This is a genomic window from Bacillus sp. DE0042, from assembly GCF_007680225.1.
In the GTDB taxonomy this organism is placed as follows: domain Bacteria; phylum Bacillota; class Bacilli; order Bacillales; family Bacillaceae_G; genus Bacillus_A; species Bacillus_A wiedmannii.
Genome location: NZ_VEJP01000005.1, coordinates 298,961 through 320,624 on the forward strand (window position 1 = coordinate 298,961; position 21,664 = coordinate 320,624).

Sequence of the window (21,664 nt, forward strand, 5' to 3'; positions counted from 1 at the left end):
CAAATTTCGCAGTATTTAAACATGGTTCAAAATAGTTTCGGGCATACTATTGAGCGGAGGTGTCGATGTGAGTCAAGAACAATTAGGAACAAGGAATTTTGTACAAATTGGTTTATTTGGTGGAATCTTTTGGGGAGGGATATGGTATTTCCTTCATATATTTTCATTTACGGAAGCAGGACCGAACTATTTACTTTTACCATTTGCCTTTGGAAGCTGGAAAGAAGGGGTATGGGGCAATGTGTCAGGAATTGTTTGTATGGGACTACTTTCGATTTTAATTGCCTTTTTGTATAAAGCGTTTTTGGCAAAGTTTGAAGGGATTATTCCAGGGATGATTTATGGGCTATTTTGGTGGGCGTTACTATTTTTCGGAATGGGATTAATAGCGCCTGCCATTAAAAGTGCACTCCATTTACCGAAAGAAACAATTGTGACGACGATATGTATTTTTATATTGTATGGTGTGTTTATAGCATACTCTGTTTCCTACGCAGTAAATACCAATAAAGCTGAGCGAGAAGGGGAAGAGAAGACAAACTATTCAAATAAGTGACTCCTATGTTAAAATGTTGTATATATATTTAATATTAAGGAGTTTTAAACATATGAAAAAGGTACTCCTCGTAAACGGTCCTAACCTAAATCGCCTCGGTGTCAGGGAGGTAAATGTATATGGAAAGGGCACGCTAGCGACACTTGAAGCAGATATGAAGCAAGAAGCAGAAACAATGGGAGTGGAGTTAGAATGTTTCCAATCGAATCATGAAGGTGCGATTATCGATCGTATTCATGAGGCGGAAGATATATATGAAGGGATCATTTTAAATCCTGGAGCATTTACGCATTATAGCTATGCGATTCGAGATGCAATTGCGAGCATTTCGATTCCTGTTATTGAAGTACATATTTCTAACATTCACCAGCGTGAGTCGTTCCGTCACGAATCTGTGACGGCAGCTGTTTGTGCGGGACAAATTGTTGGATTTGGTTTTTATGGCTATAAGTTAGCGTTATTTGCATTAATGGAGAAATTGAGGGAGGCATAAAGTAATGGAGAAAACCGAAAGAGTAAGAAGTGCATTTGATGAGGCTGGTATTGACGGTATTTTGTTAACAAATGAACATAGTCGTAGATATATGGCTAACTTCACAGGAACAGCTGGTGTTGTACTGATTTCGAAAAATCGTGCTCAATTTATTACAGATTTCCGTTATGTAGAGCAGGCTAGTAAACAAGCGGTTGGATACGAGATTGTACAGCATGCAGGATTAATCATTGATGAAGTTGCAAAGCAAGTGAAGGAACTGGGAATTCAAAAGCTTGGCTTTGAGCAAGATACTCTTACATATAGTTCTTATTCAGCGCATAAAGAAGTAATCGATGCTGAATTTATCCCAACTTCTGGGCTTGTAGAAAAGTTACGCTTGATAAAGACTGATTCAGAGATTAAGATATTAAAGGAAGCTGCACAGATTGCAGATGCTGCCTTTGAACATATTCTATCATTCATTCGCCCGGGAGTATCTGAAATTGAAGTGTCAAATGAACTTGAATTTTTCATGAGAAAACAAGGAGCAACATCTTCTTCGTTTGATATTATCGTTGCTTCAGGTCTTCGTTCGGCATTACCGCACGGCGTGGCATCTGAAAAAGTGATAGAAACAGGAGATTTCGTTACATTAGACTTCGGCGCTTATTACAAAGGATATTGTTCTGATATTACTCGTACGATTGCAGTTGGTGAACCATCTGATAAATTGAAAGAAATTTATAATATCGTTTTAGAAGCACAATTACGTGGTGTGAACGGTATTAAAGCTGGTTTAACAGGCCGTGAAGCGGATGCGTTAACGCGCGATTACATAACGGAAAAAGGATATGGTGAATACTTTGGACACTCTACTGGTCATGGAATTGGTCTTGAAATCCATGAAGCACCAGGTTTAGCGTTCCGTTCTGATACAGTACTTGAACCAGGAATGGCTGTAACAGTAGAACCAGGTATTTATATTCCAGGTATTGGCGGCGTACGTATTGAAGATGATATCATTGTAACAAGTGAAGGTAATGAAGTAATTACGAAATCACCAAAAGAACTTATTATTTTGTAATATACAGGAGGATTTTTTTACATGATTTCAGTAAACGATTTTCGTACAGGTTTAACAATTTCAGTGGACAATGCCCTTTGGCAAGTAATGGATTTCCAACACGTAAAGCCAGGTAAAGGTGCTGCATTCGTTCGCTCTAAACTACGTAACCTTCGCACAGGATCTGTTCAAGAGAAAACATTCCGTGCAGGTGAAAAAGTAGAAAAAGCACACATCGAAAACCGTCGTATGCAATACTTATACGCGAGCGGTGAGTCTCACGTATTTATGGATAACGGAACTTACGAGCAAATCGAACTTGGTGAAAACCAAATCGAGCGCGAACTTAAATTCCTAAAAGAAAACATGGAAGTATCTATTATGACATACCAAGATGAAGTACTTGGTGTTGAACTTCCGAACACAGTTGAATTAAAAGTGTCAGAAACAGAGCCTGGTATTAAAGGCGATACAGCTTCTAACGTAACAAAACCAGCTACATTAGAAACTGGTCTTGTTGTACAAGTACCAATCTTCATTAACGAAGGCGAAATGCTTATCATCAACACTGGTGAAGGTAAATACGTTTCTCGTGCATAGTAGAAAAGCACTCGTGATCATCACGAGTGCTTTTTTTTATAGGAAATAGGGTAGATAGTAAATAGCAGTGATAATAAAACTAACTAAAACAAGTGAAAGAGTACCCGCCATATATGGAGTGAAAACAATTTGAAATGGTTTTATTTCGCCAGTCTCAACGCCAGTCAGTGTTTTACTTATTGCGTGATCCGTAATGTTGTTTCTATGAGTATTCATAATAATTAACCACATAATTGCAAATATCGCTAAACTACCAAGGAAAAAGGTCTCCATAAATGACCAACCGACCAATTTTGAAAAAAGATAAATAAGAGCTAATTCTATTACAATTGTTAAACTAATTTTCAATACCTTCATATTTTCCCCCCTCATTTTGCACATATAGTCAATTTTTAAAAATGGCGCGATACGATATGTAGTACACGAGATGACTTTAGTTCTATCTCTCATGCTGCATCGTCTATACTCCCTATAACTATTAAATATACCATAATATCCCTTTAAAAAAATACGAATATTCGGACTACGGATAGAAGATAGAGAAATATTATGTTTTTACTTCTGAAATAGACAACCCCTGCATATGGTTGTACAAATATATTCTTTTTTGGAATGTAGCAATAGTAACCGTTATGGGAGAAGGTGGGAGAATGAAACAGTGGCTAGCGGCAATGGAAACATCCGTGCTTGTAATGGGGTTACTTCGGTTGTTTTCAGGTAGCGCGGAAATATTCGCCGCTTTGCTTATGCTTTATGTGAATGATGCGAAGAAAGCATTGTTTATAAATGGTATGTTGGCGTTTGTTGGACCGACCGTATTAATTTTAACAATGACAATAGGCATAGCGAGTGTGGCAAGTGAGATTTCTTTCTTGAAACTCTTTTTTCTAGCGCTTGGAATTGGCTGCATTTTTATCGCGTTGTTGAAATAGTAAGTCGAGTATAGTGGGGAGAAGCTGATGAAAGAAGTATTAGAAGTTTTACCGAAAACGATGAAGCAGCTAGTGGAAAGTTGTAAGCAATACGATGCTCTAGAGGAAATTCGTGTTCGAATTGGAAGACCGCTAGAGTGTATTGCTCATGGCGAAGTGTTTTTTTATGACTATGTCGTTACAGCAGAGGATGCCATTTACTTATTGAATAAGTTAAGTCAATTCTCAATTTATACGATGGAAGAGGAATTAAAACGTGGGTATGTGACACTTCGAGGAGGACATAGAATCGGCTTAGCTGGAAAAGTCATTACAGAAAAAAGCGCAGTGAAAATGATTCGAGATGTCTCTTCCTTTAATATTCGTATTGCTCGTCAAAAAATAGGAATTGCTGAACCACTTTTGCCGTATTTGTATGAGTCAAGATGGTTAAACACGATGGTAATTGGCCCGCCGCAAACGGGAAAAACAACACTTTTAAGAGATGTAGCACGTTGTATGAGTCAAGGTGTAAGTGCTTCGAAAATACCTTCGTGTAAAGTCGGGATTGTAGATGAACGGTCAGAAATTGCAGGCTGCGTGAAAGGTATTCCGCAATATGACTTTGGAGCGCGAGTAGATGTGTTAGACGCATGTCCAAAAGCTGAAGGAATGATGATGATGATTCGTTCTATGAGTCCAGATGTTTTGATTGTAGATGAAATTGGGCGTAAAGAAGATAGTGAAGCAATTATGGAGGCGGTGCATGCAGGGGTTCAGCTTTTTATAAGCGCACATGGATTTTCTTATGATGATGTTGTGAAACGTCCATCACTAAAAGCGGTGCTGGAGCTCGGTATATTTGATAGGTTTGTGGAGCTATCAAAAGCAAGAGGACCAGGAACAGTTATGCAAGTGAAAGATAAATATGGAAAATCGGTATTACCTCATAGAAAGGCTGAGGGCGTATGGTAAAAATATTTGGTGCAGTGTTAATCGTTGCGGTCAGCACCTTTTTCGGGTTTTCATACGCTAAAAGATACAGTGAGAGACCAAGGCAACTTAGATTATTAAAAGCGGCACTTCAATCATTAGAGGCAGAAATTATGTATGGGCATACACCTTTATCTGAAGCCGCTGAGCGATTAGTGAAACAAATGCCGAAGCCGTTAAATTGGATATTTCAAAGTTTCGCTAGAAGGCTAGAAAGTGGAGACCAAACAGTAAGAGAAGCTTGGATAGATAGTTTGAAAGAAAATTGGAAGCTAACAGCATTTCAACAAACTGAGTACGAGATTTTGCAGCAATTTGGCGAAACGCTCGGACAGCATGATCGTGAATCACAACAAAAACATATTCGCTTATGCATTACACATTTAGAGAGAGAAGAAGAAGAAGCGAAAGCATTACAACTGCAATACGAAAAAATGATCAAGAGCTTAGGGGTACTAGCGGGGCTACTTATCGTAATTTTACTGCTATAGGAGGGAGAAAGGCGATGTCCATTGATGTTGGATTAATATTTCAAATCGCCGGAATCGGCATTGTTTTAGCTTTTATTCATACCGTACTAAAAGAATTAAAGCGAGAGGATATTGCAAATTGGGTTATCCTTGTCGGTTTTGTCGTTATTTTATTTCATGTGGCATTTTTAATTAATACGCTATTCGACAAGATTAAGAGTGTCTTTCTCTTCCAGTAAAGGAGGCGGTTCGAATCGAAATTATACAAATTGTCGGATTAGGCCTCGTTGCTACGTTTTTAGCGGCTGTATTAAATCAGCATAAATCTAGCATTACGTCGTTATTTATTGTGTTCGTAGGTAGCGTGATGTTTCTTATTTTAATTGATCAAATTCACTCTATTTTACAAATGATTGAGAGAGTAGCGAGTGAAGCGAAAGTTAGCAACGTATATGTAGAAACGTTGCTAAAAATTATTGGGATTGCTTATATTGCTGAGTTTGGAGCACAAATTACAAAAGATGCAGGGCAGGGTGCAATCGCTTCAAAAATTGAATTAGCTGGAAAAATCTTAATTTTAGTAATGGCGATTCCTATTTTGACGGTTGTCATTGAAACTATTCTCGGATTTTTACCGAAGGGATAAGGGGGAGTGAATGTTGAAGGGGTTTGGAGCTAAGCTGCTATTTGCTTGCTTCCTTTTCTTTTCTTTACCGGTTGTTGTACAAGCTTCTCCTGTAGAAACAAACGTCGTTGATCAACAATTGGATAAGCTCGGAATTGAAGATGTGAAGCAATTTTGGGACGGGCTTGTTACAAAATATGGAGGTTATTTACCAGAGAGTCAAAAAGGTAGTTTTATGGAGTTTGTAAAGGGAGAAAAAGAAATTTCTATAAAAGAGTGGATGCTAGGTTTATTAAAGTATTTATTTCACGAGCTTGTTGCAAATGGGAAGCTGCTGGGAACGCTCATTATGCTTACAATTTTTAGTGCATTGTTGCAATCACTGCAATCTGCATTTTCAAAGAGTAGTGTAAGTAAAATTGCGGATGCAGTTGTATATATGGTACTTATTATTTTCGCTTTAAATAGTTTTTATGTCGTCATGACATATGCAAGAGAAACGATACAAACAATGGTAGATTTCATATTAGCGCTATTGCCAATCTTGCTTGCACTCATAGCAACTGGAGGTGGTGTTGTATCTGTATCGTTTTTTCATCCGATTATCATCTTTTTAATGAACACGAGCGGACTTTTGATGAATTATATCGTTCTACCACTTTTATTACTTGCAACGATATTAAGTATTGTAAGTACGATGAGTGATCAATATAAAGTTACGAAATTGTCCAAGCTTCTGCAAAACGTTAGCGTTGGGATTATCGGTATTTTTTTAACGATTTTTTTAGGGGTATTATCTGTACAAGGAACAGCGACAGCTGTTGCTGATGGAATCGCTGTGAAAACAGCTAAATTTGTAACAGGGAACTTTATTCCCGTAGTAGGAAGAATGTTTACAGAGGCGGCGGATACTGTTATTAGTGCATCGGGATTATTAAAAAACACAGTCGGAATTATCGGGCTCGTCATTCTATGCTTAATTGTTGCTTTTCCAGCGATTCAAATTTTTTGTATCGCGTTTATTTATAAATTCGCAGCAGCAGTATTACAGCCAGTTGGCAGTGGAGCAATTATTCAATGTTTAGATATTATCGGGCGAAGCATCATTTATGTATTTGCTTGCTTAGCTATCGTATCATTTATGTTCTTTTTAAGTATCACAATTATTATTGCTGCGGGGAACATTACACTTATGATGCGGTAGGGGGTGAAGGATATGCAATTTGTTACAGAGTGGATTAGAAATATTATCGTTTTTTTACTTTTAGCGACAATGCTTCATCTTATTCTTCCAAATTCAAATTTGCAAAAGTACGTTAAATTCGTTGTAAGTCTATTATTAGTTGTATTAATCTTAACGCCCCTTTTTAAACTACTGCAAACAGATGTGAATGAAGTAATCGCAAATTTTAATGAAGAGAAGTACGTAGCAGAAGGATCTGTAAAAAATTCAATAGATTCGAAGAAAAAAGAAATACAAGCTCTAACACGTGCATATAGTTTAGAAGAGATGGCTACCAAAATGAAAAAAGAAGTAGGAAAAGAATTCGAGAAAAAGTATGGTATGACAGTCTCTGAAATACAAATAGTCGCAGCGGAAAGTACAGCGGAAGTAAAGTCAGCAAAAGATATTCAAACTGTTGTTGTGACGTTGAAAGAAAAAGAACGTAGTAAAAATGATGCAATCGAAACAGTAAAACCAGTTGAAATTAACACGAAGGAACCTCCGAAAAAAGTAGAAGAAACGAATGTAGAAATGAAAGATTTCTTTTCAAGCAGGTGGCAACTAGAGAATAAACAAATCCAAGTTCAAATGGAAGGGAGGACAGGTAGAGTAAATGGACAATAAAGATAAAAATTCGAAGTTCTCATTTTTTCGAAACTTATTGAATGGGGATGAAAAAGAAAGCAATGAGAAGGGAAAAAAGATAACACCTAAGTTTTTACTTGTCCTACTCATACTTGGGATTTTGCTTATGTTTTCTAGTAGTCTTTTTTCAAGTAAAAAAGAAGAAGTACCTGTATTTAAAGAACAAAAAACGCAAAACCAAGAAAAAGACGTACCAACTTTTGGACAAAAAAATAATGATAGTATGTCAAATGTAGAAAAGTATGAAAAAGCGTATGAACAAGAATTAAAAGCAGCCTTAGAAGAAATAGCGGGAGTAAAAAATGTAACGATTAAAGTAAATTTAGATTCATCTGAAGAAAAAATATTAGAAAAAAACACAGTGAAACGTTCACAAACAACAGGTGAAACAGATAAGACAGGTGGTAAGAGGGAAGTAGAAGATGAGTCCCTTGATGAAAAGACAGTCATTATACGTGAAGGTGATAAAGAAACTCCCGTTGTTTTACGAACAGAGAAACCGAAAGTACGAGGTGTTCTTGTCGTAGCAAAAGGAGTGGATAATATACAAGTTAAAGCGATGGTAAAAGAAGCTGTAATACGGCTGCTAGATGTACCAGCCCATCGTGTTTCAGTTTCGCCGAAAAATTGATAGGGAGGAAATAAAGTGTTAAAAAAACAAACGGTTTGGCTATTAACGATGTTAAGTTTAGTTGTTGTACTATCTGTTTATTACGTAACAACTCCTGACAAAATGAATACAGCATCGCCGGCAACAGGTGAAAAGATTGGACAAGAAAAACAAGGTACTGATAAAGCAGTAACAAATGAAGCACCTAAAGAAACGCCAAAAAAAGAAAATACAAGCAAGGAAACATCAAATAAAGAAACAGACAAAAAAGAGAGTGCTAACAAAGAAACAAGTAAAAAAGATGCTAACGTAACAGTTCAATCAAGTGATGAAAATTTCACAGCACTACGTATGCAAATGGAAGATCAGCTAAGTGAACAAAAATCAAGATTACAAGAAGTGATGAATTCAGCAAAATCTTCAGCAACAGAAAAGAGTAAAGCGAAAGATAATTTTGATGCAATTACTACAATGGAAACGAAGCAAGAATTACTTGAGACAGTGATTAAGTCTCAAGGAGGATATAAAGATGCCCTTGTAAGAGCTGATGGAACTGACATTAGAGTAACTGTGAAAGCAGCAAAGCATTCACAAAAAGAAGCGAATAAAATTATACAGCTTGTAAGAAGTGAAGGCGGATCAAAAGATGTAGGTGTGAAATTTGATCCACCGACAAAATAAAAACTAATAATCCGCGGGGGAATCCCCTGCGGATTATTAGTTTTTACGAATCGGATTGTTTGAAAATAATTATAGAAAAAAGCTATCATTTTCGATAGCTTTTTTCTGTTTCGTCTTTGTAGTTGTTTTTATTATGTTCAACTCGGAATGGAGAAATACGTTGTGAGTAAAAGATTAGCGGTTCATGGTAACGATGATTACTTTTTCCGGATTTGACGTGGATGAAGAGAACGAATGCCCAGACCATTACGGCAGGTAAGAAGAGAATGAGCCATATCATATGTCCACACCTCGATACGATATATTTTCTACACTTTGAACATACTATTCTTATATGAAGGAATGATGAACGGTGTGTAAACAAAAAAATAATATTTGGTAAAAATATGTTGTTGACTATAGATGAGGTGAAGAGTGGAGCGGTAATGATCTGTTTATTGTGTAGCATTGTGAAAAAAGTAAGGAATGTTTTTTAGAAGTGGTCTTGCCAATTTTGTGTGAAACTTGGTATTATTACTAGGTAATAAATTTTTATTGGAATAATATTTTTACAGGAGTTTCGATTTATTATAAAGAAATATAAATTGGAATGTTTAAAAAATTTATCGTAAGATGGAAATAGTAACTATTTCTATTAGTAAATGAAATGCATTTTCTAATAGAGTACATCGTATTTTTACAGTCAATCTAGTTTTAGTGACGAGAATCTGTAAAAACGGGACAAACAAGAGTATGGGAGTGGATTTTACATGTTTAAAATTCAAGAAGTTCGTGAATTAATTAAATTAATTGATAGCTCTAATATTGATGAATTTGAATACAAAAAAGATGGTACGACAATCAAAATGAAAAAGCGTGGTAATGAAGTTGTTGCGGTGCAAGCACCTGTAGCAAAACAAGTCGTGCAACCAGTAGCAACTGTTGAAGTTGAAACAACAGTAGCGGCAGCACAAGTGGAAGTACCAAAACAAGAAGAGAAAAAAGCGGTTCAAAATGAAAACCTACATAAAATTACATCACCGATGGTAGGTACATTCTATTCTTCATCTTCGCCTGATACACCTGCATATGTAAGTGTAGGAGACAGAGTATCGAAAGATTCTATCGTATGCATTGTCGAGGCTATGAAGTTATTTAACGAAATCGATGCAGATGTAGATGGTGAAGTTGTTGAGATTCTTGTTAATAATGGACAGCTTGTTGAGTATGGACAACCGCTATTTCTTGTAAAAGCGTAATAAGGGAGTCTTTGTGATGATAAAAAAAGTATTAATAGCCAATCGTGGGGAAATTGCTGTACGAATTATTCGTGCTTGTAAAGAAATGGATATTGAAACGGTCGCAATTTATTCAGAAGCAGATAAAGAGTCACTTCACGTACAAATTGCTGATGAGGCGTATTGTGTAGGGCCAACGATTTCGAAAGAAAGCTATTTAAATTTGACGAATATTATTAGTGTTGCGAAGTTAACAGGCTGCGACGCTATTCATCCAGGATACGGATTTTTAGCAGAGAATGCAGATTTTGCAGAGCTATGCCGTGAATGTAACTTAATTTTTATCGGTCCAAGTCCAGAAGCTATTTCAAAGATGGGCACAAAAGACGTTGCTCGTGATACAATGAAAGAAGCAGGGGTTCCGATTGTACCAGGTTCACAAGGGATTATTAAAAATACCGAAGAAGCGATCGAGCTTGCTAATCAAATTGGATATCCAGTTATTATTAAAGCGACTGCAGGTGGCGGCGGAAAAGGTATTCGTGTTGCACGCCATGAAGAAGAGCTTGTAAAAGGAATTCAAATTACACAGCAAGAAGCTAGTACCGCTTTTGGGAACCCTGGTGTATACTTAGAAAAGTACGTTGAAGATTTCCGCCATGTTGAGATTCAAATAATGGCAGATACACATGGAAATGCCATTCATTTAGGAGAGCGCGATTGTACAATTCAGCGCCGCTTGCAAAAACTACTAGAAGAAAGTCCATCACCTGCACTTGATGAAAATGTTCGTAAACAGATGGGTGATGCGGCAGTTAAAGCGGCGGTAGCGGTTGATTATACAGGTGCTGGTACGGTTGAGTTTATTTATGAATATAGAACGAAAAGCTTTTATTTCATGGAGATGAATACGAGAATTCAAGTTGAGCATCCAGTTACCGAAATGGTAACAGGGATGGATTTAATTAAAGAACAAATTCGTGTTGCTTCTGGAGAAAAGTTATCGTTACAGCAAGAAGAAGTACAATTTAATGGTTGGGCAATTGAATGCCGAATTAATGCGGAAAACCCTGCCAAAAAATTTATGCCATCTCCAGGTAAAGTAGAAATGTACTTGCCACCAGGCGGATTTGGTATTCGCGTCGATTCAGCTGTATATCCGGGATATTCAATCCCACCTTTCTATGATTCGATGGTTGCTAAATTAATTGTTCACGGAAAAACACGTGAAGAGGCAATTGCAAAAATGAAGCGTGCACTCAGTGAGTTTGTCATTGAAGGCGTACATACAACAATCCCGTTCCATTTGCAATTGCTAGATCATCCTGATTTTGTAAAAGGTGAGTTTAATACGAAATTTTTGGAAGAGCATGAACTTGTGACGCAGTGATACATTAAAGGAGGTTTTTTTCATGGCTGAACATATGTTAGATATGGGTCAAGATACAACTCTTGGTAAAGTAGAAATTGCACCAGAAGTAATTGAAGTAATCGCAGGTATTGCAGCTGCTGAAGTAGAAGGTGTAGCGGCAATGCGTGGTAATTTTGCTACAGATGTTGTTGAGAAGTTAGGTAAGAAAAATCATGGTAAAGGTGTAAAGGTTGAATTAGCAAACGAAGATATTATCGTTGACCTTTATGTTGTAATGTATTTTGGCGTAGCAATTCCAGTTGTTGCACAAAAGATTCAAGACAACATTCGCCAGGCACTCTTTACAATGACAGGGCTTGAGCCAAAAGAAGTGAATGTTCACATCGTTGGCGTAACATTCGAAACACAAAAAACAGAAATCGAACCAGTGTAAGAATGAAAAAGATGCCTAGTAACATAGGCATCTTTTTTATCGTTTCATTTCTTCACAAATTAAAACCCTCTAATTATTATACTATTTCAAAAAATAAGAAATCAAAAAGAAGATGTTTCGTTTTTCCAAAAAACGTACATTGTGATAAGATATGGAACTTGAAGTTAATCTTTTTATTATTTTTCAGCCTTGTAACCCGTGTGTGAAACGATAAATTGTGTTATTATCATTGTATTATAAGGTTGGAAAATCAATGAAAACTGTAAGAGTAAGTGAATTGACGGCTTATAAATTATAATAATATAACAAAGCATAAGGAAAGACTTGAAGCATAAAGGAGAGTTACAATGAAACGTAGGACGGCTAGAGAAAGAGCTATGCAAGCATTATACCAAATGGATATTACAGGTGAATTAGAACCGAAAGTAGCGGTGGAAAACACGCTAGATGAAGGTGAAGAAACAAATGAGTTTCTAGAATCACTTGTAGTAGGTTTTGTAGAAAATAAAGAAGTAATTGATGAAGCGATTCGTCAAAACTTAAAAAAATGGAAGCTGGAGCGTATTAGTATTGTTGATCGCAGTATTTTACGTGTAGCTGTTTATGAAATGAAATACATGGAAGAAATTCCACACAACGTAACAATTAACGAGGCAATTGAAATTGCTAAAACATTTGGGGATGAGGAATCTCGTCGTTTTATTAACGGCGTTTTATCTAATATAAAAGATACACTGTAATTTCTTTAAGGGGGAATCTTAAAATGGTAGCAGTAATCATCAAAGGAAATGAAGTTGCGGAGAAAAAACGAGCACAATTAACAGAAGAAGTTGTGAAGTTGAAAGAGCAAGGGATTGTACCAGGATTAGCAGTTATTCTAGTTGGAGAAGATCCAGCATCTCGTTCTTATGTAAAAGGAAAAGAAAAGGGCTGTGAACAAGTAGGAATCTATTCAGAGCTAATTGAACTTCCTGAAACAATTACTGAGGAGCGTTTGCTTGCTGAAATCGATCGCTTAAATGGCGATGACCGTATTAATGGCATTTTAGTGCAATTACCTTTACCAAAACATATTGAAGAAAAAGCTATCATTGAAAGAATTTCACCAGAAAAAGATGTAGATGGATTTCACCCAATCAGCGTGGGACGTATGATGACGGGACAAGATACATTCCTTCCATGTACACCGCACGGTATTGTAGAATTAGTAAAAGAAACAAATCTTGATATCTCGGGAAAACATGTTGTAGTAATTGGAAGAAGTAATATTGTCGGCAAGCCAGTGGGGCAATTGTTCTTAAATGAAAATGCAACTGTCACATATTGTCATTCTAAAACGCAAAATATGAAAGAGTTAACGAAGTTAGCTGATATTTTAATCGTAGCTGTTGGACGACCTAAAATGGTAACAGCTGATTATATTAAAGAAGGAGCGGTTGTAATCGACGTTGGTGTGAACCGTTTAGAAACAGGTAAACTTTGTGGTGATGTTGATTTTGACAACGTGTTAGATGTTGCAGGTTACATTACACCTGTGCCAAAGGGTGTTGGTCCAATGACGATCACAATGCTTCTTCATAATACTGTTGAATCTGCTAAGCGTGCAGGTGTCGTTTGTAAATAATTTGAGTCGGCTATGAGGAGAGAGAAATGGAAAAACAATATTTAACCGTTACAGCGTTAACACGCTATATAAAAACAAAAATAGAATATGATCCGCATTTGCAGTCTGTTTGGTTAAAAGGTGAAATTTCCAACTTTAAAAATCATAGTCGTGGCCACATGTACTTTACATTGAAAGATGAAAATGCAAGAATCGCAGCGGTTATGTTTGCGGGTCATAATCGTAATATTAAATTCAGACCTGAAAATGGGATGAAGGTACTTGTGAAAGGGAAAATTTCCGTTTACGAGGCGAGTGGTTCTTATCAAATTTATATTCAAGACATGCAGCCTGACGGAGTCGGAAACCTGCATTTAGCTTACGAACAATTAAAGGTTCGTTTAGAGGAAGAAGGTTTGTTTTCTCAAGTTTATAAAAAAACAATTCCTCCTTATGCTAAAACAATAGGTGTGATTACGTCGCCAACAGGGGCAGCGATTCGTGATGTTATAACAACGATTAAACGTCGTTATCCAATTGGAAATGTTATTGTGTTTCCGGTACTTGTACAGGGGGAGTCAGCAGCTCCCTCAATTGTACAAGCGATTCGTACAGCGAATGAAATGGGAGAGATAGATGTCCTAATCGTTGGGCGAGGGGGAGGCTCTATTGAAGAGTTATGGGCTTTCAATGAAGAAATGGTAGCAAGGGCAATCTTTAAGAGTGAGATCCCTATTATTTCGGCAGTAGGCCATGAAACGGACTTTACAATTGCGGATTTTGTTGCCGATTTACGTGCGCCAACACCGACTGCAGCAGCTGAGCTGGCAGCGCCTAACATTATAGAGTTACAAGAAAAGGTATTACAAAGAACTCTAAGATTGCAAAGAGCAATGAGAGAGTTAGTACATAAAAAAGAAGAAAAACTACAAGTATTGCAAAAATCTTATGCGTTCCGTTATCCAAGACAAGTATATGAGCAAAAAGAAGAGCAATTAGATAGAGCGTTAGAACAGCTTGTTTTAGCGAAAGAGCGCTATATTGATAAAAAGGTAAATCAGTTAAAACAGCTTTCATTTTATTTAGAGAAGCACCACCCAGCTCAAAAAATTATGCAAACGAAGGTAGCGGTTGAAACATTGCAAAAGCAATTGCAACGTGAAATGCAAACATTACTTCAAACGAAAGAATTTGCTTTTGTCAGAGCTGCTCAAAAACTTGAAGCGTTAAGTCCGCTTAAAGTAATGATGAGAGGGTACGGGCTTGTATATGATGAAGAGAAGCAAGTGTTAAAAAGTGTGAAAGATGTCAGCCTTGGAGATGCTGTTTCAGTTCAATTACAAGATGGAATACTAGATTGTAGCGTATCAGGCATAGAGGAGCGTGAATTGAATAATGGAAAATAAATTAAGCTTTGAAGAGGCAATTTCGCAACTTGAGCACCTCGTTTCTAAGCTAGAGCAAGGTGACGTACCTTTAGAAGAAGCAATTTCTTATTTTAAAGAGGGTATGGAATTATCTAAGCTTTGTGATGAGAAGTTGAAGAACGTACAAGAACAAATGGCAGTTATTCTTGGGGAAGATGGAGAGCTTGAACCGTTTACTGCTTTAGGAGATGAAGCATAGTGACTATTGCTTTTGATACTTTTTTGAAAGAAAGTAAAACTTTCGTAGAAGAGAAGCTTGTAAGCTATGCAAATGAATTACAATGTCCAAATGTACTTCGTGAAGCGATGGCATATTCTTTGGAAGCGGGTGGAAAGCGTCTCCGCCCGTTACTTTTATTTGCGACATTACAAGCGTTTGGTAAAGAAAGAAATCTTGGAATAGGTGCAGCTTGTGCTCTTGAAATGATACATACATACTCGTTAGTTCATGATGATTTACCTTGTATGGATGATGATGATTTAAGAAGAGGTAAGCCCACAAATCATAAAGTATTTGGTGAAGCGATGGCAGTTTTAGCAGGCGATGGTTTGTTGACCTATGCTTTTCAAGTTATTATGGCATATGAACAAAAGGAAATCTCTGCTGAAAAAAAAGTAAGACTTGTACTTGAGCTTGCAAAAGCGGCAGGACCAGAAGGAATGGTTGGCGGACAAGTGGCAGATATGGAAGCTGAAGGGAAACAGCTTACGATTGATGAGTTGGAGTATATTCATAAGCATAAGACTGGGAAACTACTTGAATTCGCTGTACTTGCAGGATCGATACTTTCTGATGCCACAGAAGAACAAGAAGAAAAGTTACTTGCGTTTGCAAAATATATCGGCCTAGCTTTCCAAATTCGAGATGATATTTTAGATGTGGAAGGAACCGAAGAAGAGATTGGAAAACCGATTGGTAGTGATGTTTCCAACGAAAAGAGCACATATACGACGTTATTTACTGTAGATAGAGCAAAGGATATTTTAGAAGAAACAATTGCAAAAGCAAAAGGTGCTATTGGTTCCTTGCAATTACAAGATGAATATTTACTATCTATTTGCGATTTGATTGCAAAACGTAATAACTAATATAACAGCGTTTCCATTTGTTGAGTCATTCATCATTTTATGATATAAATGTAGGAAAAGGTTTTTCTTTTCTTGTTATTGGCAAAAATATATGTAGATTACATTGCCGTTATCACTTCGTGTTAGCGGCTATTTTTTTCATCGCCTAAAGAAATATGGTTTATAATAGGATTAGGGCGCAATAGACTGGTTAATTGCAGGACAAGGTGAAAAATAAAAAAAGATAATTTCTTGTTTTGTGTAAATGTTTTTTATAATATTTGACATGTTGACAGATTATGAAATGAAAGTGAGTGATCCATGTGGATCTAACGCAAATTCAAAACCCTAGTTTTTTGAAAGATATGTCTATCGGTGAACTAGAGGGATTGAGTGAGGATATTCGTAAGTTTTTAATTGAAGAGCTCTCTCAAACAGGTGGACATATTGCACCTAATTTAGGTGTAGTAGAACTCACAATTGCTCTGCATAAATTATTTGATAGTCCGAAAGATAAATTTTTATGGGACGTAGGACATCAATCCTATGTACATAAAATTTTAACAGGACGTGCAAAGGAATTCGGTACATTAAGGCAATATCAAGGTCTATGTGGTTTCCCAAAACGTTGCGAGAGTGAGCACGATGTATGGGAAACTGGCCATAGCTCGACATCATTATCTGCTGCAATGGGAATGGCTCTAGCACGTGATTTAAAGAAAACGAAAGAATATGTTATACCAATCATTGGAGATGGTGCTCTAACCGGCGGAATGGCTTTAGAGGCATTGAACCATATTGGACATGAAAAAACAGACATGATTGTTATTTTGAATGATAATGAAATGTCGATTGCACCAAACGTTGGTGCGCTTCATAATGTACTTGGACGTCTACGTACCGCAGGGAAATACCATTGGGTAAAAGATGAACTAGAGTATATATTAAAGAAAATCCCAGCAGTCGGTGGGAAAGTTGCTGCGACAGCAGAGAAAATAAAAGATAGTCTTAAATATTTACTAGTATCCGGTGTCTTTTTCGAAGAATTAGGCTTTACATATTTAGGTCCAGTTGATGGGCACGATTATGAAAAGTTATTCGAAACGTTGCAATATGCAAAGAAAACAAAAGGCCCAGTGCTTGTTCATGTTATTACGAAAAAAGGAAAAGGTTTTAAACCAGCTGAGAGTGATGTTATTGGAACTTGGCATGGAACAGGACCTTATAAAATTGAATCAGGTGACTTCGTTAAACCGAAAGAAGTTGCACCAGCATGGAGTGCTGTTGTTAGTGATACAGTACTTAAGCTAGCGAGAACGGATGAGCGTATCGTTGCAATTACACCTGCAATGCCTGTTGGATCGAAACTTGAGAAATTCCAAAAAGAATTCCCGGATCGTATGATTGATGTAGGTATTGCAGAACAGCATGCTACAACAATGGCGGCGGGTATGGCAACGCAAGGAATGAAGCCATTCTTAGCGATTTATTCAACATTTTTACAAAGAGCATATGATCAAGTTGTTCATGATATATGCCGCCAAAATTTAAATGTCTTCATCGGAATCGATCGCTCTGGTTTAGTAGGAGCAGATGGTGAAACGCATCAAGGTGTATTTGACATCTCATTCTTACGTCATTTGCCGAATATGGTACTTATGATGCCGAAAGATGAAAATGAAGGGCAACATTTAGTATATACGGCGATGCAATATGAAGATGGACCAATCGCATTACGTTATGCGCGCGGTAATGGACTTGGTGTTCATATGGATGAAGAATTAAAGGCGATTCCAATCGGTACTTGGGAAACGTTAAAAGAAGGTACACAAGCGGCTATTTTAACATTTGGTACGACAATACCAATGGCAATGGAAGCAGCTGAGCGTCTTGAAAAGGCTGGAGTTTCAGTGAAAGTAGTGAATGCTCGCTTTATTAAACCGATGGATGAAGCATATTTACATGATCTCTTAGGGAAAAATATACCGATTTTAACGATTGAAGAAGCTTGCTTAATTGGTGGTTTTGGAACGGGAGTAGTTGAATTTGCGTCTGAGAACGGGTACCATAGTGCGTTAATTGAACGAATGGGTATTCCAGACCGTTTCATAGAGCACGGTAGTGTAACAAAATTATTAGAAGAAATTGGTTTAACGACAGATGCTGTTGTAGACCGTATTCATACAATGATTCCATCAAAACAAAAAAGGGCGTAACAAATGAGTGCAAAAAAAGAAAGAGTAGATGTACTATTAGTAGAGCGAGGACTTATAGAAACACGTGAGAAAGCAAAACGCGCCGTTATGGCCGGACTTGTATATGCGAATGAGATGAGACTTGATAAGCCAGGAGAGAAGATCCCACAAGATACAGAGATTACGGTGAAGGGACAAGTTATGCCGTATGTAAGCCGTGGTGGTTATAAACTTGAAAAGGCATTGGAGACATTTCACCTGGATTTACAAGATAAAGTTATGATAGATATTGGTTCATCAACTGGTGGCTTTACAGATTGTGCGCTTCAAAACGGAGCGAAATTATCTTATGCATTAGATGTAGGATACAATCAACTTGCGTGGAAATTGCGTCAAGATGAGCGTGTTGTCGTAATGGAACGGACAAACTTCCGTTACGTGACACCAGCAGACTTAGAACGTGGTTTACCGCAATTTGCTAGTATCGATGTTTCATTTATATCATTAAAGCTTATACTGCCGGTTTTAAAAACAATGCTTATGCCTAATGGGGATGTAGCAGCGTTAATTAAACCACAGTTTGAAGCTGGAAGAGAGCAAGTTGGGAAAAAAGGTATCGTTCGTGATCGAAAAGTACATGAGGCTGTCGTAGAAATGATTGTCGACTTTGCTATAAAAGAAGGATACGACGTAGAAGGTTTAACATTCTCACCAATTACGGGTGGGGATGGTAATATTGAATTTTTAATTCATCTGAAATGGCATGGTGAACGTGAGAATGGCGAAAATCATTCTCCAGTTTCTGTTGAGCAAGTAGTTACAGAGGCGCATGATGCCCTAAAACAAAAAGGAAAAGGGGAATAACATATGTTGTTCCTCTTTTTGTTGTAATTGTATAATGATTGTAAAAACAATTGTGTACAAGCAACGAATTATAAGTTAACATAAATAAGTGAAGTATACCAATGTTTAAACTATGGTAAGAGATAGTGTGAGGTGCAAATGTATGAATAAAGGTCAGCGCCATATTAAAATCAGGGAAATTATTGCGAACAAAGAAATTGAAACACAAGATGAATTAGTTGATATTTTACGTAATGAGGGATTTAATGTAACGCAAGCAACAGTATCGCGCGATATTAAAGAACTGCACTTAGTGAAAGTGCCATTACATGATGGGCGCTATAAATATAGCTTGCCAGCAGATCAACGATTTAACCCGTTACAAAAATTAAAACGCAATCTAGTGGATTCATTTGTAAAATTAGACACGGCAGGACATATGCTTGTGCTAAAAACACTGCCTGGTAACGCTCATTCACTTGGAGCACTTATTGATCATTTAGAGTGGGATGAGATCATCGGAACCATCTGTGGTGATGATACTTGCTTAATTATTTGCCGTACACCTGAAGATACAGGTGTTGTCTCTGATCGTTTCTTAAATATGTTGTAAAAAAAAATCTTGTTTGCTTTCCTCTGTAAAGTGGAAAGTGAACAGGATTTTTTTATTGGTTAAAAATGTGAATTCTTAATTGTAATATAATATTTTCTTTGAATAAAATTAGAAAATAGGTGGATTGACCCGTAAAACGAATGTTTGGTACAATGGAGCGGTTAGAAAAGTAATTTATACATACAAACATATAGTATGACTATTTGAATGAAGAACTGAGAAAAGCCCTTAATAGGGGATTAGTTTATAACGAGGTGAATGGGGCATTGTTATCGGAATTATCGATTAGAAACTTTGCTATTATTGAGGCATTAAATATTTCTTTTCAAAAAGGGTTAACGGTTTTAAGTGGTGAAACAGGGGCCGGAAAATCGATTATTATTGATGCGATTAGTTTACTTGTAGGTGGCCGTGGTTCAGCGGAATTTGTTCGATACGGAACAGAAAAAGCTGAGATAGAAGGGCTATTTTATGTAGAAGATGAAAAGCATCCGTGTATTGAAAAGGCAGAAGAGTTGGATATAGAAATAGAAGACGGCATGATTATTTTGAAGCGTGATATCGCTGCAAACGGAAAAAGTGTATGTCGTGTAAATGGGAAACTGGTCACCCTTAGTATATTAAAGGAAATTGGAAAAACACTTGTTGATATTCATGGGCAGCACGAAACACAAGATTTAATGAATGAAGAGCGTCATATGTTTATGCTTGATCATTTTGATGGAGATCGCATTGTTAAACAATTGGGTATATATCAAAATGTATACGCTGACTATGAGAAATTAAAAAAACAGTTAAAATCGTTAAGTGAAAATGAACAACAAATGGCGCATCGCTTAGATTTAATTCAATTCCAGCATGAAGAAATCAGTAAGGCAGATTTAAAGATGGATGAAGAAATTGAATTAACTGAAGAACGATTGCAAATTTCTAATTTCGAAAAAATTTACAAAGCATTAGGCGATGCATATCGCTCGTTAAGTGCTGACGGACAAGGGTTAGATAATGTACGAAGCGCAATGGGACAAATGGAGAGTATTACACATTTAGATGAAGTGTATCAAGAAAATCATGATTCAATTGCAAATAGCTACTACTTATTAGAAGAAGTTGCATATCAACTTAGAGAAAAGCTCGATATGATGGAATATGATCCGAAGCGTTTAGACGAAATTGAAACGCGTTTAAATGAAATTCGTATGCTAAAGAGAAAATATGGAAATACTGTAGAAGAGATTTTAGCGTATGCTGATAAAATTGAACAAGAAATTTTTACGATTGAAAATAAAGACGTTCATATTGAAACGACGAAGAAGCAGTTAAAGGAATTAGAAAGTGTTATTCTGAAAGAAGCAACGTCGTTAAGTACTATGCGTCATGAGCTTGCAGAGCATCTTACAAATGCCATTCATCAGGAATTAAAAGAATTATATATGGAGAAAACAAAATTTGAAGTGAGAATCATGAAGAGAGAAGGAAATGCTGAAGAGCCTCTTGTGGAGGGTGCCCCGGTAAGACTTACGGCGGATGGCTACGATCATGTGGAATTTTATATTTCGACAAATCCAGGTGAACCGCTAAAACCACTTTCAAAGGTCGCTTCTGGCGGAGAGTTATCTCGAATTATTTTAGCTTTAAAAAGCATTTTTTCTAAGCATCAAGGTGTTGCATCTGTTATTTTTGATGAAGTGGATACTGGTGTAAGTGGTCGAGTTGCACAGGCTATTGCGGAAAAAATTTATCGAGTATCAGTAAACTCGCAAGTACTTTGTATTACGCACTTACCTCAAGTAGCTTCAATGGCAGATTCACATTTATTTATTCGAAAACAAGTAGCGAATGATCGGACAATTACATCAGTTACCGTTTTAACTATGGAGGATAAAGTAACAGAAATAGCTCGAATGATTTCTGGTGTGGAAATTACAGATTTAACGACAGAACATGCGAAAGAATTACTTACGCAAGCGCATCATTTTAAACAGACAGCAGAGGCTATCCAGTAATGGATAGCTTTTTTTCTCAAATAATGATTTCTT

Annotated in this window: 27 protein-coding genes; 25 read left to right on the top strand and 2 right to left on the bottom strand. The window is 36.9% G+C overall.

Annotation, left to right across the window (positions count from 1 at the left end):
• The first annotated feature begins 67 nt into the window (after window positions 1-67).
• Genes FS802_RS20265 through efp form a run of 4 tightly spaced genes read left to right on the top strand, consistent with a single transcriptional unit; the run spans window position 68 to window position 2,694 of the window.
• Complete coding sequence (locus tag FS802_RS20265; protein ID WP_000076890.1) at window positions 68-556, top strand: YqhR family membrane protein; 489 nt, start codon at window positions 68-70, stop codon at window positions 554-556.
• 52 nt (window positions 557-608) lie between these two features.
• Window positions 609-1,049, top strand: a complete 441-nt coding sequence (aroQ, locus tag FS802_RS20270; protein ID WP_000757087.1) for a type II 3-dehydroquinate dehydratase — start codon at window positions 609-611, stop codon at window positions 1,047-1,049.
• 4 nt (window positions 1,050-1,053) lie between these two features.
• Entirely contained in the window at window positions 1,054-2,115 is a 1,062-nt protein-coding gene (pepQ, locus tag FS802_RS20275; protein ID WP_098653293.1) for a Xaa-Pro dipeptidase, read from the top strand.
• A 21-nt stretch (window positions 2,116-2,136) separates the two neighbouring features.
• Window positions 2,137-2,694: an elongation factor P gene (efp, locus tag FS802_RS20280; protein WP_000626521.1), complete on the top strand. Its 558-nt coding sequence runs from the start codon at window positions 2,137-2,139 to the stop codon at window positions 2,692-2,694.
• 36 nt (window positions 2,695-2,730) lie between these two features.
• Here efp and FS802_RS20285 read toward each other — a convergent pair whose 3' ends face one another.
• A complete protein-coding gene (locus FS802_RS20285) occupies window positions 2,731-3,051 on the bottom strand; it encodes a hypothetical protein (RefSeq protein WP_000866176.1) in 321 nt (106 codons plus the stop codon).
• Between the two features lie 293 nt (window positions 3,052-3,344).
• Here FS802_RS20285 and FS802_RS20290 point away from each other — a divergent pair, with 293 nt between their 5' ends.
• Genes FS802_RS20290 through FS802_RS20330 form a run of 9 tightly spaced genes read left to right on the top strand, consistent with a single transcriptional unit; the run spans window position 3,345 to window position 8,854 of the window.
• Window positions 3,345-3,626 carry a YqhV family protein gene (locus FS802_RS20290; protein ID WP_000816054.1) on the top strand — a complete coding sequence of 94 codons (282 nt, stop codon included), beginning with the start codon at window positions 3,345-3,347 and terminating at the stop codon, window positions 3,624-3,626.
• Between the two features lie 27 nt (window positions 3,627-3,653).
• Window positions 3,654-4,580 carry a stage III sporulation protein AA gene (gene spoIIIAA, locus FS802_RS20295; RefSeq protein WP_000665894.1) on the top strand — a complete coding sequence of 309 codons (927 nt, stop codon included), beginning with the start codon at window positions 3,654-3,656 and terminating at the stop codon, window positions 4,578-4,580.
• Window positions 4,574-5,089, top strand: a complete 516-nt coding sequence (gene spoIIIAB, locus FS802_RS20300) for a stage III sporulation protein SpoIIIAB (RefSeq protein ID WP_000238694.1) — start codon at window positions 4,574-4,576, stop codon at window positions 5,087-5,089. Before spoIIIAA ends, spoIIIAB begins: the two co-directional genes overlap by 7 nt.
• A gap of 14 nt (window positions 5,090-5,103) precedes the next feature.
• Window positions 5,104-5,307 carry a stage III sporulation protein AC gene (gene spoIIIAC / locus FS802_RS20305; RefSeq protein WP_000020914.1) on the top strand — a complete coding sequence of 68 codons (204 nt, stop codon included), beginning with the start codon at window positions 5,104-5,106 and terminating at the stop codon, window positions 5,305-5,307.
• A 23-nt stretch (window positions 5,308-5,330) separates the two neighbouring features.
• Entirely contained in the window at window positions 5,331-5,714 is a 384-nt protein-coding gene (spoIIIAD, locus tag FS802_RS20310) for a stage III sporulation protein AD (RefSeq protein WP_144525405.1), read from the top strand.
• 10 nt (window positions 5,715-5,724) lie between these two features.
• Entirely contained in the window at window positions 5,725-6,897 is a 1,173-nt protein-coding gene (spoIIIAE, locus tag FS802_RS20315) for a stage III sporulation protein AE (RefSeq protein ID WP_000911620.1), read from the top strand.
• 12 nt (window positions 6,898-6,909) lie between these two features.
• On the top strand, window positions 6,910-7,542 hold the full coding sequence (spoIIIAF, locus tag FS802_RS20320; RefSeq protein ID WP_001161039.1) for a stage III sporulation protein AF: 633 nt from the start codon (window positions 6,910-6,912) through the stop codon (window positions 7,540-7,542).
• Window positions 7,532-8,194: a stage III sporulation protein AG gene (gene spoIIIAG, locus FS802_RS20325; RefSeq protein ID WP_000368870.1), complete on the top strand. Its 663-nt coding sequence runs from the start codon at window positions 7,532-7,534 to the stop codon at window positions 8,192-8,194. The genes spoIIIAF and spoIIIAG overlap by 11 nt, the downstream gene beginning before the upstream one ends.
• 15 nt (window positions 8,195-8,209) lie before the next feature.
• Window positions 8,210-8,854: a SpoIIIAH-like family protein gene (locus FS802_RS20330; protein WP_000914706.1), complete on the top strand. Its 645-nt coding sequence runs from the start codon at window positions 8,210-8,212 to the stop codon at window positions 8,852-8,854.
• 85 nt (window positions 8,855-8,939) lie between these two features.
• Here the strand turns inward: FS802_RS20330 and FS802_RS20335 are convergent, their stop codons facing one another.
• A complete protein-coding gene (locus FS802_RS20335; RefSeq protein WP_046957516.1) occupies window positions 8,940-9,134 on the bottom strand; it encodes a hypothetical protein in 195 nt (64 codons plus the stop codon).
• Between the two features lie 469 nt (window positions 9,135-9,603).
• On the opposite strand from FS802_RS20335, the gene accB reads away from it, so the two are divergent.
• From accB to recN, 12 genes are all read left to right on the top strand, one after another.
• Window positions 9,604-10,092, top strand: coding sequence for an acetyl-CoA carboxylase biotin carboxyl carrier protein (gene accB, locus FS802_RS20340; RefSeq protein ID WP_144525407.1), 489 nt, complete (start codon window positions 9,604-9,606; stop codon window positions 10,090-10,092).
• 16 nt (window positions 10,093-10,108) lie between these two features.
• Window positions 10,109-11,461 (top strand): acetyl-CoA carboxylase biotin carboxylase subunit, encoded by a 1,353-nt coding sequence (gene accC, locus FS802_RS20345; RefSeq protein WP_000592872.1) that lies wholly within the window; start codon window positions 10,109-10,111, stop codon window positions 11,459-11,461.
• 22 nt (window positions 11,462-11,483) lie between these two features.
• On the top strand, window positions 11,484-11,876 hold the full coding sequence (locus FS802_RS20350) for an Asp23/Gls24 family envelope stress response protein (protein ID WP_000807630.1): 393 nt from the start codon (window positions 11,484-11,486) through the stop codon (window positions 11,874-11,876).
• Between the two features lie 347 nt (window positions 11,877-12,223).
• Window positions 12,224-12,616 carry a N utilization substance protein NusB gene (gene nusB, locus FS802_RS20355; protein ID WP_000830249.1) on the top strand — a complete coding sequence of 131 codons (393 nt, stop codon included), beginning with the start codon at window positions 12,224-12,226 and terminating at the stop codon, window positions 12,614-12,616.
• 23 nt (window positions 12,617-12,639) lie between these two features.
• Window positions 12,640-13,500: a bifunctional methylenetetrahydrofolate dehydrogenase/methenyltetrahydrofolate cyclohydrolase FolD gene (gene folD / locus FS802_RS20360; protein ID WP_000226735.1), complete on the top strand. Its 861-nt coding sequence runs from the start codon at window positions 12,640-12,642 to the stop codon at window positions 13,498-13,500.
• 26 nt (window positions 13,501-13,526) lie between these two features.
• On the top strand, window positions 13,527-14,885 hold the full coding sequence (gene xseA, locus FS802_RS20365) for an exodeoxyribonuclease VII large subunit (protein WP_000415269.1): 1,359 nt from the start codon (window positions 13,527-13,529) through the stop codon (window positions 14,883-14,885).
• Entirely contained in the window at window positions 14,875-15,105 is a 231-nt protein-coding gene (xseB, locus tag FS802_RS20370) for an exodeoxyribonuclease VII small subunit (RefSeq protein WP_000428423.1), read from the top strand. Before xseA ends, xseB begins: the two co-directional genes overlap by 11 nt.
• Complete coding sequence (ispA, locus tag FS802_RS20375) at window positions 15,105-15,995, top strand: (2E,6E)-farnesyl diphosphate synthase (RefSeq protein ID WP_000150365.1); 891 nt, start codon at window positions 15,105-15,107, stop codon at window positions 15,993-15,995. Before xseB ends, ispA begins: the two co-directional genes overlap by 1 nt.
• A 302-nt stretch (window positions 15,996-16,297) precedes the next feature.
• Window positions 16,298-18,190: a 1-deoxy-D-xylulose-5-phosphate synthase gene (gene dxs, locus FS802_RS20380; protein ID WP_000366437.1), complete on the top strand. Its 1,893-nt coding sequence runs from the start codon at window positions 16,298-16,300 to the stop codon at window positions 18,188-18,190.
• A gap of 3 nt (window positions 18,191-18,193) precedes the next feature.
• Window positions 18,194-19,033 (top strand): TlyA family RNA methyltransferase, encoded by an 840-nt coding sequence (locus tag FS802_RS20385; RefSeq protein WP_144525409.1) that lies wholly within the window; start codon window positions 18,194-18,196, stop codon window positions 19,031-19,033.
• Window positions 19,034-19,175: 142 nt separating this feature from the next.
• The gene (gene argR / locus FS802_RS20390) at window positions 19,176-19,625 is read left to right on the top strand and encodes an arginine repressor ArgR (RefSeq protein ID WP_001032581.1); all 450 of its coding nucleotides are present in this window, start codon (window positions 19,176-19,178) and stop codon (window positions 19,623-19,625) included.
• 266 nt (window positions 19,626-19,891) lie between these two features.
• Window positions 19,892-21,631: a DNA repair protein RecN gene (gene recN / locus FS802_RS20395; RefSeq protein WP_000947769.1), complete on the top strand. Its 1,740-nt coding sequence runs from the start codon at window positions 19,892-19,894 to the stop codon at window positions 21,629-21,631.
• Window positions 21,632-21,664: the final 33 nt, after the last annotated feature.

Coding starts and splice junctions, on each gene's coding strand:
- spoIIIAA (WP_000665894.1), top strand. CDS start 3,654: ATGAAAGAAGTATTAGAAGTTTTACCGAAAACGATGAAGCAGCTAGTG.
- FS802_RS20285 (WP_000866176.1), bottom strand. CDS start 3,051: ATGAAGGTATTGAAAATTAGTTTAACAATTGTAATAGAATTAGCTCTT.
- FS802_RS20290 (WP_000816054.1), top strand. CDS start 3,345: ATGAAACAGTGGCTAGCGGCAATGGAAACATCCGTGCTTGTAATGGGG.
- accC (WP_000592872.1), top strand. CDS start 10,109: ATGATAAAAAAAGTATTAATAGCCAATCGTGGGGAAATTGCTGTACGA.
- spoIIIAB (WP_000238694.1), top strand. CDS start 4,574: ATGGTAAAAATATTTGGTGCAGTGTTAATCGTTGCGGTCAGCACCTTT.
- aroQ (WP_000757087.1), top strand. CDS start 609: ATGAAAAAGGTACTCCTCGTAAACGGTCCTAACCTAAATCGCCTCGGT.
- FS802_RS20385 (WP_144525409.1), top strand. CDS start 18,194: ATGAGTGCAAAAAAAGAAAGAGTAGATGTACTATTAGTAGAGCGAGGA.
- xseA (WP_000415269.1), top strand. CDS start 13,527: ATGGAAAAACAATATTTAACCGTTACAGCGTTAACACGCTATATAAAA.
- FS802_RS20350 (WP_000807630.1), top strand. CDS start 11,484: ATGGCTGAACATATGTTAGATATGGGTCAAGATACAACTCTTGGTAAA.
- efp (WP_000626521.1), top strand. CDS start 2,137: ATGATTTCAGTAAACGATTTTCGTACAGGTTTAACAATTTCAGTGGAC.
- accB (WP_144525407.1), top strand. CDS start 9,604: ATGTTTAAAATTCAAGAAGTTCGTGAATTAATTAAATTAATTGATAGC.
- FS802_RS20335 (WP_046957516.1), bottom strand. CDS start 9,134: ATGATATGGCTCATTCTCTTCTTACCTGCCGTAATGGTCTGGGCATTC.
- folD (WP_000226735.1), top strand. CDS start 12,640: ATGGTAGCAGTAATCATCAAAGGAAATGAAGTTGCGGAGAAAAAACGA.
- spoIIIAF (WP_001161039.1), top strand. CDS start 6,910: ATGCAATTTGTTACAGAGTGGATTAGAAATATTATCGTTTTTTTACTT.
- spoIIIAC (WP_000020914.1), top strand. CDS start 5,104: ATGTCCATTGATGTTGGATTAATATTTCAAATCGCCGGAATCGGCATT.
- nusB (WP_000830249.1), top strand. CDS start 12,224: ATGAAACGTAGGACGGCTAGAGAAAGAGCTATGCAAGCATTATACCAA.
- argR (WP_001032581.1), top strand. CDS start 19,176: ATGAATAAAGGTCAGCGCCATATTAAAATCAGGGAAATTATTGCGAAC.
- pepQ (WP_098653293.1), top strand. CDS start 1,054: ATGGAGAAAACCGAAAGAGTAAGAAGTGCATTTGATGAGGCTGGTATT.
- xseB (WP_000428423.1), top strand. CDS start 14,875: ATGGAAAATAAATTAAGCTTTGAAGAGGCAATTTCGCAACTTGAGCAC.
- spoIIIAG (WP_000368870.1), top strand. CDS start 7,532: ATGGACAATAAAGATAAAAATTCGAAGTTCTCATTTTTTCGAAACTTA.
- spoIIIAE (WP_000911620.1), top strand. CDS start 5,725: ATGTTGAAGGGGTTTGGAGCTAAGCTGCTATTTGCTTGCTTCCTTTTC.